The organism is Ureibacillus chungkukjangi, from assembly GCF_044795995.1.
GTDB classification, from domain to species: Bacteria; Bacillota; Bacilli; order Bacillales_A; family Planococcaceae; genus Ureibacillus; species Ureibacillus chungkukjangi.
On record NZ_CP085009.1, the window covers coordinates 1,669,047 to 1,686,234 of the forward strand.

General features: G+C 36.1%; 16 protein-coding genes. 13 read left to right on the top strand and 3 right to left on the bottom strand.

From position 1 onward, the window contains the following. Positions 1 to 96 precede the first annotated feature (96 nt). From LG296_RS08150 to LG296_RS08170, 5 genes are all read left to right on the top strand, one after another. Complete coding sequence (locus LG296_RS08150) at positions 97 to 1,824, top strand: ABC transporter ATP-binding protein (protein WP_404427905.1); 1,728 nt, start codon at positions 97 to 99, stop codon at positions 1,822 to 1,824. A 174-nt stretch (positions 1,825 to 1,998) separates the two neighbouring features. Continuing rightward, complete coding sequence (locus tag LG296_RS08155) at positions 1,999 to 2,370, top strand: GntR family transcriptional regulator (RefSeq protein WP_404427907.1); 372 nt, start codon at positions 1,999 to 2,001, stop codon at positions 2,368 to 2,370. Then, positions 2,367 to 3,239, top strand: a complete 873-nt coding sequence (locus tag LG296_RS08160) for an ATP-binding cassette domain-containing protein (protein ID WP_404427980.1) — start codon at positions 2,367 to 2,369, stop codon at positions 3,237 to 3,239. Before LG296_RS08155 ends, LG296_RS08160 begins: the two co-directional genes overlap by 4 nt. 1 nt (position 3,240) lies before the next feature. Then, positions 3,241 to 4,020: a hypothetical protein gene (locus LG296_RS08165; protein WP_404427908.1), complete on the top strand. Its 780-nt coding sequence runs from the start codon at positions 3,241 to 3,243 to the stop codon at positions 4,018 to 4,020. 138 nt (positions 4,021 to 4,158) lie between these two features. After that, on the top strand, positions 4,159 to 4,746 hold the full coding sequence (locus tag LG296_RS08170; RefSeq protein ID WP_404427909.1) for a hypothetical protein: 588 nt from the start codon (positions 4,159 to 4,161) through the stop codon (positions 4,744 to 4,746). A 120-nt stretch (positions 4,747 to 4,866) separates the two neighbouring features. Here LG296_RS08170 and LG296_RS08175 read toward each other — a convergent pair whose 3' ends face one another. Beyond that, a complete protein-coding gene (locus tag LG296_RS08175) occupies positions 4,867 to 6,570 on the bottom strand; it encodes a methyl-accepting chemotaxis protein (RefSeq protein WP_404427910.1) in 1,704 nt (567 codons plus the stop codon). A gap of 452 nt (positions 6,571 to 7,022) precedes the next feature. Here LG296_RS08175 and LG296_RS08180 point away from each other — a divergent pair, with 452 nt between their 5' ends. Genes LG296_RS08180 through rbsB form a run of 6 tightly spaced genes read left to right on the top strand, consistent with a single transcriptional unit; the run spans position 7,023 to position 12,650 of the window. Then, a complete protein-coding gene (locus LG296_RS08180; RefSeq protein ID WP_404427911.1) occupies positions 7,023 to 8,009 on the top strand; it encodes a LacI family DNA-binding transcriptional regulator in 987 nt (328 codons plus the stop codon). Then, positions 8,006 to 8,884: a ribokinase gene (gene rbsK / locus LG296_RS08185; protein ID WP_404427912.1), complete on the top strand. Its 879-nt coding sequence runs from the start codon at positions 8,006 to 8,008 to the stop codon at positions 8,882 to 8,884. The genes LG296_RS08180 and rbsK overlap by 4 nt, the downstream gene beginning before the upstream one ends. After that, positions 8,881 to 9,270, top strand: coding sequence for a D-ribose pyranase (rbsD, locus tag LG296_RS08190; protein ID WP_251398027.1), 390 nt, complete (start codon positions 8,881 to 8,883; stop codon positions 9,268 to 9,270). Before rbsK ends, rbsD begins: the two co-directional genes overlap by 4 nt. 25 nt (positions 9,271 to 9,295) lie before the next feature. After that, the gene (locus tag LG296_RS08195) at positions 9,296 to 10,786 is read left to right on the top strand and encodes a sugar ABC transporter ATP-binding protein (protein WP_404427913.1); all 1,491 of its coding nucleotides are present in this window, start codon (positions 9,296 to 9,298) and stop codon (positions 10,784 to 10,786) included. Next, positions 10,779 to 11,720, top strand: a complete 942-nt coding sequence (gene rbsC, locus LG296_RS08200) for a ribose ABC transporter permease (RefSeq protein ID WP_251398023.1) — start codon at positions 10,779 to 10,781, stop codon at positions 11,718 to 11,720. The genes LG296_RS08195 and rbsC overlap by 8 nt, the downstream gene beginning before the upstream one ends. Before the next feature lie 12 nt (positions 11,721 to 11,732). Next, positions 11,733 to 12,650 (top strand): ribose ABC transporter substrate-binding protein RbsB, encoded by a 918-nt coding sequence (rbsB, locus tag LG296_RS08205; RefSeq protein ID WP_404427914.1) that lies wholly within the window; start codon positions 11,733 to 11,735, stop codon positions 12,648 to 12,650. 125 nt (positions 12,651 to 12,775) lie between these two features. Here the strand turns inward: rbsB and LG296_RS08210 are convergent, their stop codons facing one another. Then, positions 12,776 to 13,198, bottom strand: coding sequence for a DoxX family protein (locus tag LG296_RS08210; protein WP_404427915.1), 423 nt, complete (start codon positions 13,196 to 13,198; stop codon positions 12,776 to 12,778). A gap of 249 nt (positions 13,199 to 13,447) precedes the next feature. Here LG296_RS08210 and LG296_RS08215 point away from each other — a divergent pair, with 249 nt between their 5' ends. After that, positions 13,448 to 14,077 carry an HD domain-containing protein gene (locus LG296_RS08215; protein WP_404427916.1) on the top strand — a complete coding sequence of 210 codons (630 nt, stop codon included), beginning with the start codon at positions 13,448 to 13,450 and terminating at the stop codon, positions 14,075 to 14,077. A gap of 157 nt (positions 14,078 to 14,234) precedes the next feature. Here the strand turns inward: LG296_RS08215 and LG296_RS08220 are convergent, their stop codons facing one another. Then, positions 14,235 to 15,545 carry a hypothetical protein gene (locus tag LG296_RS08220; protein WP_404427917.1) on the bottom strand — a complete coding sequence of 437 codons (1,311 nt, stop codon included), beginning with the start codon at positions 15,543 to 15,545 and terminating at the stop codon, positions 14,235 to 14,237. Between the two features lie 108 nt (positions 15,546 to 15,653). On the opposite strand from LG296_RS08220, the gene LG296_RS08225 reads away from it, so the two are divergent. After that, entirely contained in the window at positions 15,654 to 17,186 is a 1,533-nt protein-coding gene (locus LG296_RS08225; protein WP_404427918.1) for an AbgT family transporter, read from the top strand. Positions 17,187 to 17,188: the final 2 nt, after the last annotated feature.

Here is a 17,188-nt window from a genome sequence, read left to right on the forward strand (position 1 = left end):
TAATTCTGATAAGAAATACCTATTTATGTTGTATGATAGAAATGAAAGTTTTTCCTGTATAAAGATACAAAAATATAAATTTAGGAGCATTAAAAAATGGACAAACAAAATAATAGTCTTAAACCATTTTTATCTTTGATATTTTCTATCGGCATTCCTAAAGCAGCACTTACTTTTGGGTTAATATTTAGCCTCATTACAACAATTGTCGGTCTAACTATCCCTATATTGACAAGAGATTTTGTCGATGGATTTTCGCTTTCAACTGTTAGCACTACATTAATCATTCTTATCGTAGGAGTCTTCATCTTACAGGCTGTCATCGATGGTGTTTCTACATATTTACTAGCCTTTGTAGGACAAAAGGTAGTAGCTAATATGCGTGAAAAAATGTGGCTTAAAATGATTAGATTGCCAGTTTCGTATTTTGATACTCAGCAAAGTGGAGAATCGGTTAGCCGCGTTGTCAATGATACAGGAATTGTGAAGGATTTAATCTCACAGCATTTCCCGCAATTTATCTCAGGACTAATTTCAATTATTGGGGCAGTCATTATCTTATTTATCATGGATTGGAAAATGACTTTAATCATGCTTATATCTGTGCCGGTTACTGTAGTTATTATGGTTCCGCTTGGCTCAAAAATGGCGAAAATTTCAAAAGGTTTGCAGGATGAAACGGCTACATTTTCGGGTAATATTCAACAAACAATTAGTGAAATTAGACTGATGAAATCATCTAATGCAGAAAAGTTTGAAGAACAAAAAGGGAAGACGGGCATCAGCTCGCTCTTAAAGTTTGGTCTAAAGGAAGCGAAGATTTTTGCTTTAATCGGACCCTTTATGTATACAGTAGTCATGTTTGTAATTGTAATGATCATTGGCTATGGCGGTATACGCGTAGCAGAAGGTACGATGTCCACTGGGTCTCTTGTTGCCTTCCTATTATATCTGTTCCAAATTATTTTCCCAATAACGTCCTTTGCAATGTTCTTTACACAGCTCCAAAAAGCGAAAGGGGCAACAGAGCGAATTATTAATATTTTAGAAATGCCTCTAGAGGATGGGCAAGAGGGAATCGAAAAGGATATTAAAAACGAAATAATTCGGGTTATGAATGTAACTTATGCCTACAACGAAGACGAGCCTGTTATTAAAAATGTATCCTTTGAAGCTAAACCAGGTGAGATGGTAGCCTTTGCAGGTCCTAGTGGAGGAGGGAAAACTACCTTATTTGCTATGCTTGAACGTTATTATATTCCATCAGAGGGAGTTATAAAGGTTGGGGATACACCTATCAATGAAATTTCCTTATCCTCATGGAGAAGTCAAATTGGTTATGTATCACAGGAAAGTGCCATGATGTCTGGAACGATTCGTGACAATCTGTGCTACGGCTTAAGTGAAGAGATATCTGATGAGCGCCTGTGGGAAGTTGCCAAAATGGCATATGCAGATGAATTTATTCGCTCCTTTGCGAACGGTCTTGACACGGAAGTGGGGGAACGAGGTGTTAAGCTTTCAGGCGGTCAAAAGCAAAGAATTGCTATAGCACGTGCCTTCTTACGGGATCCTAAAATTCTTCTAATGGATGAAGCAACTGCAAGTCTGGATAGTCAATCAGAAAGTGTTGTCCAGCAAGCACTTTCTCGGTTAATGGAGGGGCGCACAACATTTGTCATTGCCCACCGACTTTCTACAATAGTGGATGCTGACAAAATCATCTTTATAGAAAAAGGTCAAATTACTGGAATGGGAACTCATGCTGAATTAACGGAATCCCACGATTTATATCGAAAATATGCAGAACAGCAATTAACTTAACAAAAAATTTAAATGCCTTAAAAGGCTGCATTGCAGCTTTTTAGGGCATTTTTTTATAAAAATTCTTGGTCATTTATTGACGAGTACAGCATATGCTGTTATGGTTATATACATAAGTGTATAACTGTATAACTATAAAACCATGAAAGTACAAATCGAAAAGTGGTGATACGATTGAGTAATTTGTTTGAGCAGGATAAACCGATTTATCTTCAAATTCGCGAAAGAATTGAAGATCAAATTGTAGACAATCAGTTAAAAGAAGGGGAGCAAGCACCCTCAACAACACAGCTTGTGAATTTTTATAAAATCAATCATGCAACCGTTTCAAAAGGCGTCAATCAATTGGTAGAAGAAGGAATCCTTTTTAAGAGAAGAGGAATTGGAATGTTTGTGGCAGAAGGGGCAAGAGAGAAGCTAATTCAAAATAGAAAAGATGCTTTTCTGGAAAACTTCGTAGTGGGACTTGTACAGGAAGCGAATAAGTTGGGGATTACCGACCAAGAGCTATTTGAACTAATCAAAAAATGTAAAGGAAGTGTATAACATTGCGTATAGAAGTGAATAACGTGTCCGTTAAATTTAAAAACCGATATGCCTTAAAGGATATTACTTTTACTATAAATGAAAACAAAATCTATGGACTATTAGGTAGAAACGGTGCAGGGAAAACAACCTTATTATCTCTATTGGCCTCATTTCGTGAGCCCTCTAGTGGTTCTATTACAATTGAGGAAGAAAATCCCTTTGAAAATGCAAAGCTGATGCAGCATGTCAACTTTGTGTTCAACAAGGATTATAAGGATGAAACAGATAACCTTAAAAATACTTTGGAAAATGTGAACAGATATCGTCCGTATTTTGATTTCGATTATGCCAACCATCTAATCCAAAGATTCAAACTACCGATGGATAAACCATTAAAGCAATTTTCAAAAGGAATGCAGTCCGCAGTAAGTGTAACGATTGGCTTGGCGAGCCGCGCACCAATTACTATTTTCGATGAGGCCTATAATGGGATGGATGCACCTACAAGAGAAATTTTCTATCAAGAGCTACTAGATGACCAGTCTGAACATCCCCGTATTATTATTATGTCAACTCACCTTGTATCCGAAATGGATTATTTGTTTGATGAAGTATTGATTGTAAATAAAGGTGAGCTTGTTCTTCAAGAAGAATACGAATCACTTGTTACAAAAGGGGCATCTATTACGGGGCCAGCAGAGGTTGTAGATTCATTTGTACAATCGATGAACCAGCTCAATACAAAACAATTAGGAAATACAAAATCAGTCATGATATATGGGGAACTAAGTGATGCTGAGCGAAAAGCTTCACAGGCTAAAGGGCTTGAAGTTGGTCCCATTTCTTTACAAGAATTGTTCATCCATTTAACAGAAGGGGAGGACTAAAATGAAGCAACCAAGAAATTATCCAAAAGTTGCAAGTGATATGTTTTTTTTACAAGGGACATGGGCGTCAGGTTTTTTAGGCGTCATGCTAATTGTTCAAATTATAAAGATGATAACATCCTATTTCAATGGGAATGAGGTTAACACTTTTTTTACAGCTACTTTTATAGCATCTAATATCTTCATGCTTGTTATTGGAATCATTTCAGCTGTTGGATTTATACCACATTATGTGAGCAATGGTATAACAAGAAAGGATTATTTCAAAGGTACGATTATTGGAACACTCGGGCTTGCCCTGGTTTTACCAATAATAAGCGCAGTTATTACAGGAGCTATACAATTGGTCATTAATTTGTTCAATTTACTTATTAATCTAGAGTCTTTTGAAAATCCACTTCATGAGGCTGATAATCATATTGTAGCGGATATAATTACTTCTGTTATCTTTACACCCTATATTGAGCTGAGCTCGAATTGGATAGCTGCAATTTTAGTTTTTGCTATAAATATCTTTACTTATTACGTTGTTGGTTGGTTAATTGGTGCTGCATTTAGTCGATTCGGTGTGATTGTAGGGTTATTGTTCATTATTCTTGGCTTTATAGTAGTTCAAGCAGAAGACATTTTATTATCCATAAGCTTAGGCTTGAATGTTCCAGGTTTTGTCGACGAAATTGAAATCCCAATCGTCATTTCGATTGTAGCGATTTTGCTAATACTTTCTATCTGCTTATGGCTCATTCGTCAGCTGACAAAAAGAATGATTGTCAAATTCTAAAATTATATCTATCTAACAAATAATAAGCATATTTTATTTAAAACTATCCAATTGGGTAGTTTCTTTTTTTATAAAAACCGATTTCAATTGTAACTTTACTTCCATTTTTTAGTCGAATAGATAAAGGAGGATCACATCATGAAAATAAAACTGTTAATAGCTTTTCTTTTAATGTTCCCTTTTGTAGTGAATTTTTCTACGACTTCCAGCTTTGCATGCTCTTGTGGTCAACCAGGAAGTGCAGTGGAAGAAATGGATAGAAGTGACTTTGTATTTTCGGGTAAAGTTTTAGATATCCAGGATACCAATAAGAGTCTATTTTCGCAGTCTTCAGCGGGTTTACTAGAAATACATTTTGAAGTTTCGAATACTTGGAAGGGTGTAAATGAAACAGAGGCCCTAATTTTTACCGAGCGTGAATCGGCAAGCTGTGGATATAATTTTACGATAGATGAAGAATATTTAGTTTATGGCAATAATGAGGGTGGAAAAAAGAGAGTTAGTCTCTGTTCTAAGACGACTTTAATGAGCGAAGCAGCAGCTGATTTGAATTTATTAGGCGAGGGACAAAAGCCTTCTGTAGAAGTCGGTAAGGGTGAAGGGATAAAAGGTGGAAATGCCCTTCGTGATCCGTCGATGACGATACCCATTTCAATTTTTGCGATTGTAGTAGTTCTTATTATTCTAGTAAGTTATATGCTAGTTAAAAAGAGTTCTAGTAAATAATACAAAACAAGAAAGCAATAAAATAAACCTGTAGAATTGGCACTATAAAAGTGTTTCATCTACAGGTTTTTTAAGAGGGGACTAATATTTGTTTACATAATAATATAACTTGAAACTAAACTAAATTTTAAATTGCTTCACAAGATCATTTAGCTGTTCAGCATTAGCTGCTAGTTCATCAGCATTAGAAGAGACCTGCTCCATAGAAGAGGCAACTTCTTCAACCGTGGCAGCAGCTTCTTCAGAGCTTGCAGCAGATTGCTCGGAAACACTAGCAATTGTTTCAATTGACGTATCAATACTTTGTGTTTGCTGTGATATATTTGTCAGGTTTAAGGCTACCGTTTGAATATTTGATACCATATCAGTAATCGCCAGCGATATTTTTTCAAAGGTTTCCTTTGATAGATTAGTTTGTTCAGAGCCTTTTACTACCTCGTTATAACCAGCCATTAAAGAGGTTGTAACTTCATTTGTTTCTTTTTGGATACTAGTTACAATAGTGGAGATGTTTGAAACACTTAAAGAAACTTGCTCAGCCAATTTTCTAACCTCGTCAGCCACTACTGCAAAGCTTTTCCCATGCTCGCCGGCTCTTGCAGCTTCAATCGCAGCATTTAAAGCCAATAAATTAGTCTGATCAGCAATATCAGTAATTACTTTTACAAGATTTGTAATTTGCTTTGATTGATTATTTAAGTTTTCTACTTTTGTTACGGCTGTTTTAACGATAGCATTAATTCTTTCAATTTGAGTGGTTGTATCAGTCATAAGCTGACGACCATTTTCCGTCATATCTCGTACAACCTCAGAATGCTGATAAACCTGTTGACTATTATTATTTGCTTCTTCAATTTGACCAGAGAAGGCGGTCATCGTACTTCTAAGTTCCATCGTACTAGATGCTTGTTCTTCAGTACCTTCAGCAATTTGACTAACAGTAACGGCTGTTTGATGGGTTCCTTCAGTAACCTCAGCAGCTGATAATTTTAAACTCATACTACTTTGCTCAACATTAGAAGAAACCTGCTGTATTTGACCAATGATCGCTTTTAACTGATCTGTCATATTATTAGTTGATTCAGCAAGTTTTCCAAATTCATCCCTAGTCTTTACCGGTAAGGGCTCAACATCCAGTTGCCCACCTGTAATCCTATGCATTTGCTTCATTAATCGTACAACTGGCTTGGAGACCAGTGAGGAAAGGACGATTTGAGTGGAAATGGCAACAACGATAATTATTACTGACATAATGATAAGTAATAATTTTGCGTTTTCTGTATCCTCAATCATCATATGTCCAATTTCGATAATCTGATTTTCTGTTTGTTGTGCGACTGCTTCAAATTGTGAGCGAATACTTTCAACATCTGAATCTCTCATTGTTATATTGAATCTAGCGTCTTCAATATTTCCCGCATCATACTCTGCAAAGACGCGTTCTTCGATAAATTTGCTCCAGTTTGTTGCAGTAAAGTTAGCGTTTTGTAGCAAGCCGAAATGCTCACTTTTTTCAATAATTGCCATGCTTTCATCGGCCTGTTTACTGTATTCGTAATACATGTCCTTATAGGATTCATCACCTTTTAAAACGTAGGCTCTGGCTGCAGATGCACGAACATTAATAGATTCTGCTAGTGCATTTTCGGCATTTAATATAACCAGCTTTTCTTCAATAATCTCTTTAGATGAGTTCATCAAGGAGGTATTAATTATGTAAGATAAAACACCATAAATTGCTGTAAAGGAAACAATTATAGCAAAGCTTACTAATATTTTTTTGCGAATTGAATCTAATTTGAATAGTTTGAAAATTTTCTTCACATTAACATCTCCTTTCATTCCTAAAAATCCAAAAAATAATAGATTATCACTACTTTGTAACTATGATTATAGCACAGCAGTATGGCATAATGTCTATCACTTTAGCACTACTTTCAATTAAAAATAGAAAGATATGCTAATCTATCAATATTTTTATATGGAATTTGTGAATTTATATCGAAATTGTAATTTAAGTATAGCTTAATTAAATAAAATGTGACATACTATAAAAAGTTTTGAAAGCTATTGTTTGTTTAAGTACAACATAATTGAGTAATTTCACAGCTTTTGGGTAAAAAAGAAGTAGAAACGCAAATAGTAGGTATTAATAAGTTATTTATAATATAAATTTCGAGAAATGTGGAACCGATTACATATAGCGTTTTTTATTTTTTAAGCAATGTGTAACCGATACCACAAATGACTAATTATTTTTTGAAAGTGAGAAATCGATGGCTACAATTAGTGATGTTGCAAAATTAGCTAAAGTATCTGTTGCTACAGTATCTAGATTTCTAAATGATAGCGGGTATGTAGGAACGAAATCACGAGAATCAATTGAGAATGCTATAAAAGAATTAAATTATGTTCCGAGTGAGGTAGCGCGCTCCCTTTCAACAAAACAGTCGGATATTATTGGTCTAATTATTCCTGATATTAAAAACCCATTCTTTCCTGAATTAGCAAGAGCAGTGGAGGATACAGCCTTTGAATACGGATATACCGTTATTCTTTGTAATTCAGATGAAAATGCAATGAAAGAAAAACATTATTTAGAAAAGCTCACAAAAAAGTATGTAGCGGGAATTATTTTAACCTCCATTATTGAACAAGAAAATCATTGGCAAAATGTAAAATTACCGATTGTTGCATTGGATAGACCAATCGATTCGAAAGTCGCAACAGTGACAACGAACAATCAGAAGGGTGCAGAACTTGCAACAAGTTATTTGCTAGAATGTGGAGCAAAAAATCTACTATGTATAAGTGGACCTAAAAACATGACATCCTCTCAAACGAGAATTGAAGGCTTCAAAGCAGCTCTCCCCCGAAATGGAGTAGATGCCCACATTATAGAAAGTCCATATGATTTTGAAATAGCTGAAAAGATATTATATGACTACTTAAAGACGAATCCTTCTATAGAAGGGATATTTGCTTGTAGTGATGCTTCTGCAATAGGTGCATTAAAAGCAGCCCATCGTTTAAAACTTCGTATTCCAGAGGACATACAAATAGTAGGGTTTGATGGAATACAAGTCGGTAATGTAGTGACGCCAAGTTTGACGACCGTTGCACAAAACATTTATTTATTAGGGCAGACGGCAGCAGAGCTACTGATTAAACAAATTGAAGGTCAAAAATTAGCCCAAGAATCTATTTGTATTGATCCTGAGCTCATAATAAGAGAAACGACAAGAAAGGAAAGAAGTGAATGATTACTGTAATTGGCAGTATTAACATGGATATAGCGATTCGCACAGATGTTTTTCCAAAGCAAGGGGAAACAGTACTAGGCAACCTATTTACTACGATTCCAGGAGGTAAAGGGGCAAATCAGGCAGTAGCAGCAGCAAGGCTTGGCAGTCAGGTTCAAATGGTAGGTGCAGTCGGCCAAGATGCCTTTGGAAACGAGCTATATTTTAATTTGAAAAATGAAAATATCCATGTAGGTGGCATTGAGAAAACAAACAATTCTACAGGAATAGCTAATATTCTATTACACGATAATGATAATCGAATTATTGTGGTGCCAGGTGCAAACTTCGATTTAAATCAACAAATGATTGATCGTCATATGGACTTAATCAAGCAAAGTAGCTTAGTAATACTCCAACTAGAAATACCCGTCGAAACGATCGATTTTGTTTTGGATGTTTGTGTAAAATTATCGATTCCTGTTTTATTAAACCCAGCTCCAGCAGCAAATTACAAGCCTGAGTGGATTGAAAAAGTGACATACTTAACACCTAATGAAACGGAATGTGAACAGATCTTTGGGACAGATTATGAGACGGTATTAAAACAATATCCAAATAAGCTTATTGTAACACTTGGTGGTGAAGGGGCAGCTTACTATGATGGTACAAAACTAGTGAAAGTTCCTGGCTATAAGACAAATGCAGTGGATACAACAGGTGCTGGTGATACGTTTAACGGTGCTTTTGCTCATGCAATTATTGCTGGTAAAACAATTGAAGCAGCTGTTCAATTTGCGAATGTCGCAGCCTCTCTATCAGTAGAGAAATTTGGTGCTCAAGGTGGCATGCCACAAATTGAAAAAGTGAATGAACGCTTGGAGGGCTTGACATGAAAAAGCATGGTATTTTAAATCGGGAATTAGCAGGACGTTTTGCGAAATTAGGTCATACTGATCGAATTGTCATTGCAGATTGTGGTCTACCAATCCCAGATGGAGTTCCATGTGTTGACCTTGCATATAAGCTAGGTGAACCATCATTTCTATCCATTCTAGAGGTAGTTTTAGAGGATTTAGTTGTAGAGGCAGCTGTAATAGCTGAAGAAATAGAAACAAAGAATGATCAGGTTGCCTATAAATTAAAAGAGAGCTTACCAAATATCAAGTATGTCACTCATGAAGAATTTAAAGAGCTTACAAAGCAAACAAAGCTTATTATCCGTACTGGTGAAACTACACCATATGCAAACGTGATTTTACAAAGTGGTGTCATTTTTTAGAAACTATAAAAGTAGGTGAAGTTGCATGATTCAAATGTCAGGCATATCTAAAGCATTTAATGGAAACGTCGTACTAGAAAATGTTCAGTTTGAATTAGCAAAGGGTGAAATCCATGCGCTAATGGGCGAAAATGGTGCAGGTAAATCTACAATGATGAAAATTCTAAGCGGTATTTATACTAAGGATGCTGGAGAAATCATGGTAGATGGAGAAACAGTTCAATTTAAATCACCAAAGGATGCAGAAAAGCTCGGTATTGTTGTTATCCATCAGGAGCTAAATATGCTACCAGATTTAACAGTTGCACAAAATTTATTTCTTGGTAAAGAACTTACATATGGCAAGACCGGGATATTAAAAACGCGTCAAATGGAAAAGGAAGCAATAAAGCTTCTATCGAAATTAGGTCTTACTATTAATCCACGAACGCGTACGGGTGACCTATCAGTTGGTAAACAGCAAATTATCGAGATTGCTAAAGCTATAGCAAGTGATGCGAAATATATCGTAATGGATGAACCGACAGCCGCTTTAACGGATCGAGAAATCGAAACGTTATTTAAAACAGTAAATGAGCTAAAAGCAAAGGGGATTTCCTTTGTTTATATCTCACATAGAATGGAAGAAATCTTTGCAATTTGTGACCGCATTACAATTTTAAGAGATGGTCAATATGTGGGCGTACGTAATATTCCTGAAACGAATTTTGATGAAATCGTAGCGATGATGGTTGGACGTGAGCTAGGGGAACGCTTCCCAGAAAGAAACTGTAAAATTGGCGAGACGAAATTAGAAGTTAGAAACCTGACAGTGAACGATTTGTTCCAAGACATCTCTTTTGAGCTGAAAAAAGGAGAGGTTCTTGGTGTAGCTGGTTTAATGGGTTCAGGAAGAACTGAGGTTGCTCAAACAATTTTTGGCTATCGAAAGCTAAGCAAGGGTGAGATTTTCATAGATGGCAAGAAGATTAACGTTAAGTCACCAATTGATGCTATGAAGCACGGAATAGGCTTTGTCACAGAAGATCGTAAAACTGAAGGGTTGGTTCTTGATTTCTCTATTAAAGATAATATTTCACTTGCCAACCTTGAAAAATGTTCTTCTTCTGGAATTATGAAGAAGGAACACGAGAATTCGATGGTTGCAAAATATATTAAAGACCTAAAGATACGAACTTCTGGTCCAGAGCAAAGCGCAAAGTCCTTAAGTGGTGGGAATCAACAAAAGGTAGTTATCGCCAAATGGCTTGGCACAGAACCGGAGATTTTGATCTTGGATGAACCAACTCGTGGAGTGGATATCGGCGCTAAGAAAGAAATCTATCATATTATTAACCAATTAGCTGAATCGGGTGTGGCCATATTGATGATTTCTTCAGAGTTACCTGAAGTAATTGGCATGGCAGACCGTGTAATTGTTATGCAAGAAGGAATATTAACAGGCGAAGTAAACAAAGAGCATATGACACAGGAAGTCATTATGCAATATGCAACAGGGGGAGAACAAGTTGTCTAATTATAAATCAAAGGAATTAGTCTCTAAGCTTGGACCACTATTCGGTTTAATTTTATTAATCATTATCGTATCCATTTTAAATCCAAGTTTTTTATCAATCGCAAATATATTCAATGTCTTACGCCAGGTTTCCATTAGTGCAATTATTGCCTTTGGTATGACGTTTGTTATCTTAACAGGTGGAATTGATTTATCCGTCGGTTCAACACTAGCTTTAACGGGTGCTATTGCAGCAAGCTTACTTTCAAGTGGAATGGACCCATTCTTAACAATAGGGATTTCATTAATCATCGGTTTAATTTTAGGTGCTATTAATGGTGTAATTATTACAAAAGGTAAGGTAGCTCCATTTATTGCTACACTTGCAACAATGACAATTTATCGAGGTTTGACTTTAGTGTATACAGACGGTCGACCAATTTCTGATCTTGGGAATCATTACTCATTCCAATTATTTGGTAAGGGTTACTTCCTTGGGTTCCCAGTACCAGTTGTAACAATGGTCATTGCGTTTATCGTTTTGTATTTCATCCTACAAAAAACAACATTTGGTCGCCGTGTTTACGCGGTCGGTGGAAATGAAGAAGCAGCAAAGCTTTCAGGCATTAATACAGATCGAGTTAAGATTGCCGTTTATGCAATTACAGGGCTACTAGCCTCTCTTGCAGCCTTAATCTTAACTTCTCGACTAAATTCAGCTCAACCTACAGCAGGACAGTCCTACGAATTAGATGCTATTGCTGCTGTTGTGTTAGGTGGTACTAGCTTGAATGGTGGTAAGGGTTGGATTATTGGAACATTAATCGGTGCGTTAATCATTGGTGTTTTAAATAACGGAATGAACTTAATAGGAGTTTCTTCATTCTGGCAACAGGTTGTAAAAGGGATTGTTATTTTAATCGCTGTCTTGATGGATCGCAAAAAAACTGCTTAAGGAGTACAAAACATGAAAAAGCTTACGATATTATTTGTTGCACTTGTCGCGTTAGTCCTTTCCGCATGTTCTATGGAATCTCCATTTTTAGAAAATGCAAAGGATGATGCTGCAAATGAAAAAGTGTCATTTAAAATTGGTTTTTCGATTTCTACATTAAATAATCCATTCTTTGTAACATTAAGTGAGGGTGCAAAAGCGAATGCACAGGAGCAGGGTGTTGGGATTTCAATCGTAGATGCCCAGGATGATGCATCAAAACAAGCCTCTGACATAGAGGATTTAATCCAACAGGGTGTCGATTTGATTCTTATAAATCCTGTAGACTCTTCAGCAGTTGGTTCTGCCGTTGAGGCGGCAAACTCAGCTGGGATTCCTGTCATTACAGTTGACCGTTCTGCTGAAAGTGGTGAAGTAGTCTCACATATTGCTTCAGATAATGTAGCAGGTGGCGTTTTAGCTGGAGAATATCTACTTGAATTAGTAGGTGAAGGTGCTAAAGTGGCAATGCTAGAAGGGGTTGCAGGTTCCTCAGCAGCACGTGATCGTGGGGAAGGCTTCTTGACGGCGGTCGATGGCAAAGTGGAAATCGTTTCAAGCTTAACAGCAAACTTTGACCGAGGAGAAGGCTTAACAGTAATGGAAAATATGCTTCAGGCCAATCCACAAATTCAAGGTGTATTTGCTCAAAATGACGAAATGGCGTTAGGTGCGTTAGAAGCAATCGAAGCTAGCGGTAAGAATATTGAGGTCATTGGTTTTGATGCAACCGACGATGCCTTAGCTAAGGTAGAAGAAGGCAAACTAGCAGCAACAGTTGCTCAAAAGCCAGATGAAATCGGGAAAGCAGCAATCGATACAGCTGTTGCCTATTTAAATGGTGAAACGGTAGAGGAATTTGTTCCTGTTGAATTAGAGCTAGTAAAATAATGAAAGAACTGCAGTTTTAATTGGTTCCATACAATTAGAGCTGCAGTTTTTTGTTTGTAGTATTTGGTTGCGAGGTCGCATTCTTTATGTCGGTACAATTCGGACGGCTAATTCTCCAATTTATATTAGCCGCGGAATTGAATTTTCCCTTTCGAGCTCTTTTCACTTGCATTAAATAGCTGATCCAGTGACATCATATTACTTCCCGCAAATAGTAAGTAAAGTGCCATTGCAATTAATGCGACATTAAATTCATAGCCATTTAAAAAGCCATCTTCAAAGTGAACAAATACAATTGCCCCCGCCATGACAGAAATTAATAGGAAGGAAACAAATCGAACCGAAAAGCCGATTATCAAAAAGAAGCCACCGAGCACTTCTATGCCGGCTACCCCAAATCCTACGATTTCTGCGTAGGGTATTCCATATTCATGAAATCTAGTAATGGTTTCAGAGATACCTTCCTTAAATTTCACAATGCCGTGGATTAAAAAAATCCCACCTAAAACAAGCCTCAGCACAAATCCACCAACTTCATTCTTATACATACATAATCTCCCCTTTAAAACTCCTTTTTACTATCATATTGTGGCTCGTCCCAATATAATACTCGTTCAGATGAAATAGTTTTGGAAAGTAAACTGGCGAGTCGTAAGTAAGTGTAGTGAAGTCGCAAGTAAAGTTGTGAAAGTCGCAAGTAATTCCCAAACACTCGCACGTAAATGCACGAAGCTCGCAAGCAAACCCAAAACTCGCAACTTCAATTCAATCTATTTATAATAGAAGAAATAGGAGTGATGAATATGATTAATCAACTTAAAGAAGCAGTACAGAAAATCTATGATCAGTTTGATGCGAGTCATGATTTTCAGCATATTGAAAGGGTTCTTCAAAATGGAGAGAGTATTTTAGAAACAGAGCCAAAAGCAGATCCGGAAATTGTTCGAATTGCGGTACTTTTACATGATGTAAGCGATAAAAAATATACTGATTCTAAGGAAAATGAAGAGACGCTACTTAACTCGTTAAACCTTTCAGCTAATCAAAAGCAGCATATCAAGGAGATTATTGAAAGTGTGTCGTTCAACGGAGGAAATGAAGTGGCAGCTAAATCGATTGAAGCGAAAATTGTTCGTGATGCCGATCGTTTGGATGCCATCGGTGCGGTAGGTATCGCTCGTACATTTGCTTATGGTGGGGCTAAGGGTCGTAAGCTCTATGATGATAATGAGGAAGTAAGATTTGAAATGTCTGAAGATGATTACCGTTCGAAAAGTACAGCTTCTGTGACGCATTTCTATGAAAAGCTTCTATTATTAAAGAATTTAATGACAACTGAAAAAGGGAAGGAAATGGCTGAGCAACGTCACACATTCATGATAGGATTTTTAGAGCAACTGAAGGATGAAAGAGAAGGCAGAGCATAGAATAACAAAATATAAAAGTTTTCTTACAAAAAACACATTAACAAAGTACGATTTACATAATATTAAAAAACCCTAAACAGAAAGCGAAAATCTTCTTTGTTTAGGGTTTATTGTTTTACTGAGTTACCAAATCGATGTTACCTAGCTCTTACTAATATTAGAGTTCTAATTTGTAGGATTTACTTGGACGACCTTTAGCTTTTGTCACTTTGTTTAGGAGGGAGGAGGCATAATTAAATTCTTCTAATCGTTTTAGTATTCTGCTAGCGGTACGTACAGATATTGATAGGTGAATACTTAGCTCCTCGGCGGTTAATGTATCCTTTTTTAGTTTGTATATTAACCCATAAATCTTCTGTAAATGAAGCAAGGAAATATTCGTTTCATTAGCAATCGTTATCAGCTTATCATTTTGATATTCTTTTAACGAAATAGAAGAATTACCATCCAGTGGCCCAATTAAGTGATTTTCCTTTGTAAGAATATAGGATTCTGTTAAAGAGCCTGTACAGTAGGCTGCAGCCTTCTCTGCCTGAAACCTAGCCTCCTGTAATGTTTTTCCGATACCCCATCCAATTTTCACCTTAAAAGAAAGCTCATCCCTTAAAAACTCAACTAAAGAACACTTTTCTTGGTTATTAGTAATCATCAGAAAATCACTATAATTCGTTATTAATTCGTAGTGAATAGCACTTCTATATGTTATTAACGATGTCCCTAGCTTTCGGTTAAAATCTAAAATTGATTTATAAAGGGCAATTTGTCGATATTCAATTTCAGCTGGATCATTTTGAGACATCGAAAATTCAAGATAACCAGCAACAGCCTGGCTATTTAATAGGTTAGCCACTTCAATCTCCTTCATTACCTCTAAAATGGTAATCTCCATGCTGTCTACAGTAGGGGTGACTAGTATAGGCTGAATAGTTTCATCTTCAAAATACGTATACAAATTTGTTAAACGAGTAAGTGAGAACCGAATTTTTTGCTCCTTCCATAGCTTTGCATGGGCATTATAGACAACGTCATAAGCATTTGGTAGTCCAAAAACTTCAATGCTCTCACTTAGGAGATGGGGAAAATCCTCTGGTAAAAGCAGCTCTTCCAGGCTTAAATAGTTATTTTCTTTATAAAGAAAGTCAATCATGCAATGCTTGAACGAAAAATCTGGGTGCTTATATTGTAGCTCTGCTATTTTATAGTAAAAATCTCGTTCGGTAATATCAAAAAAAGCACAAGGAATTGACGTGAAATATTCACTTAAATGTTTTTGAATATGTAGGTAAGGAATCTGTCCACTGAATATAACACCATCATAGGTTTTTATATTTTCTAGAAATAGTTTCTCTAAATGTCTTAGGTCCTCATAAATGAAGATTTGCAGATTAATATTATCAATTTTAATATTTTCACAGTTTTTTACCCATTGAAAAGATAGATTAGTTGAAAAGACGCAAATTTTATACATATAAAACCCTCCTTATTTACCATTGTGTAAATTTTCTTAATTTTTTAATATTTATTTTAAGACATTGTAATAAATTGTCCGAAAATAATAAAGGGGGAAATATAGATTATGAAAAATAATCCTGAAATTGAAGTTGAAAACAATGGAGCTTTCAACAAATTTCTAAATACCGTTGAAAAAATCGGTAATAAGCTGCCACATCCATTTATGCTCTTTTTGTATCTTACACTGATTTTGGTAGTAATTTCATTTATTTTAGGTACTATGCAAGCTTCTGTTATTCATCCTAATACAGGAGAAACAGTAACAGTTAATAATTTACTTTCAAAAGATGGTATTCGCTACATTTTGGCTAATACTTTGACAAACTTTACTGGCTTTGCACCATTAGGCTTAGTACTAACAATGATGCTAGGTATTGGTTTATCTGAAAAGGTAGGACTGTTTTCGGCTTTAATGACAAAGGCGATTGTTAAAACACCTAAACGCATCGTTACATTTATGGTCGTTTTCATTGGAATTTTAGGAAATATTGCTTCAGATGCAGCTTTTGTAGTTATTCCTCCTTTAGCAGCATTAGTATTTCTATCCTTGGGCAGACATCCTCTTGCCGGTTTAGCTGCTGGACTAGCTGGTGCTGGTATAGGCTTTACAGCTAATATTCTAGTAGCAGGTACAGATGCGTTATTATCTGGAATAACAACGGAAATTGCCAAAACAATTGATGAAACAATGATTGTGTCACCATTAGATAACTGGTTCTTTATGAGTGCTTCAACGTTTTTACTAGCATTTCTAGGAGCACTTGTCACCGACAAAATCGTAGAACCGCGATTAGGACCATATAACGGTGAGAAGAAGGCAGATTTACATGAACTAACACCTTTAGAGAACCGTGCTTTACGTAATACTGGTATTGCAACAATCCTCTTTGTCGGTGCGATACTTGTTCTAATGTTTATTCCAAATTCTCCTCTACTTAATGACGATGGGACAATTTTACGTTCACCATTTTTATCTGGTATAGTACCGATTCTATTTGCTTTCTTTTTAGTAGTAGGGATTACATATGGTGTTTCGGTCAAGAAAATTACTCAGGTAGCTGACGTTCCAAATATTATGGCTGAGGCTATTCGTGATTTATCGAGCTATATTGTATTGATCTTCATTATTGGTCAGTTTATCGGATATTTTAACTGGACAAATATTGCTACTTGGATGGCAGTACATTTAGCAGATATATTAACAGCCATTAAACTAACAAATGTCTTTGCGGTTGTTTTATTTGTATTGCTAGTAGCTATTTTAAGTTTATTTATAATCAGTGGATCTGCACTGTGGTCTCTTGTTGCACCTATTTTTGTACCGACATTTATGCTGCTAGGGTACCATCCGGCATTTATTCAATTAGCATATCGTGTTGGGGAATCTTCAACAAATATGGTTACGCCGTTAAATCAATATTTCGCCATCATCCTGGGCTTCATGCTTGTTTACAACAAAAAAGCGGGCATTGGGACACTGATGTCATTGATGATTCCATATACAATTGTATTCTTAATTTCTTGGATTCTATTAATGCTTGTGTTTGTACTATTTAATATTCCGATTGGTCCAGGTATTCACTACTTATTAAAATAGGA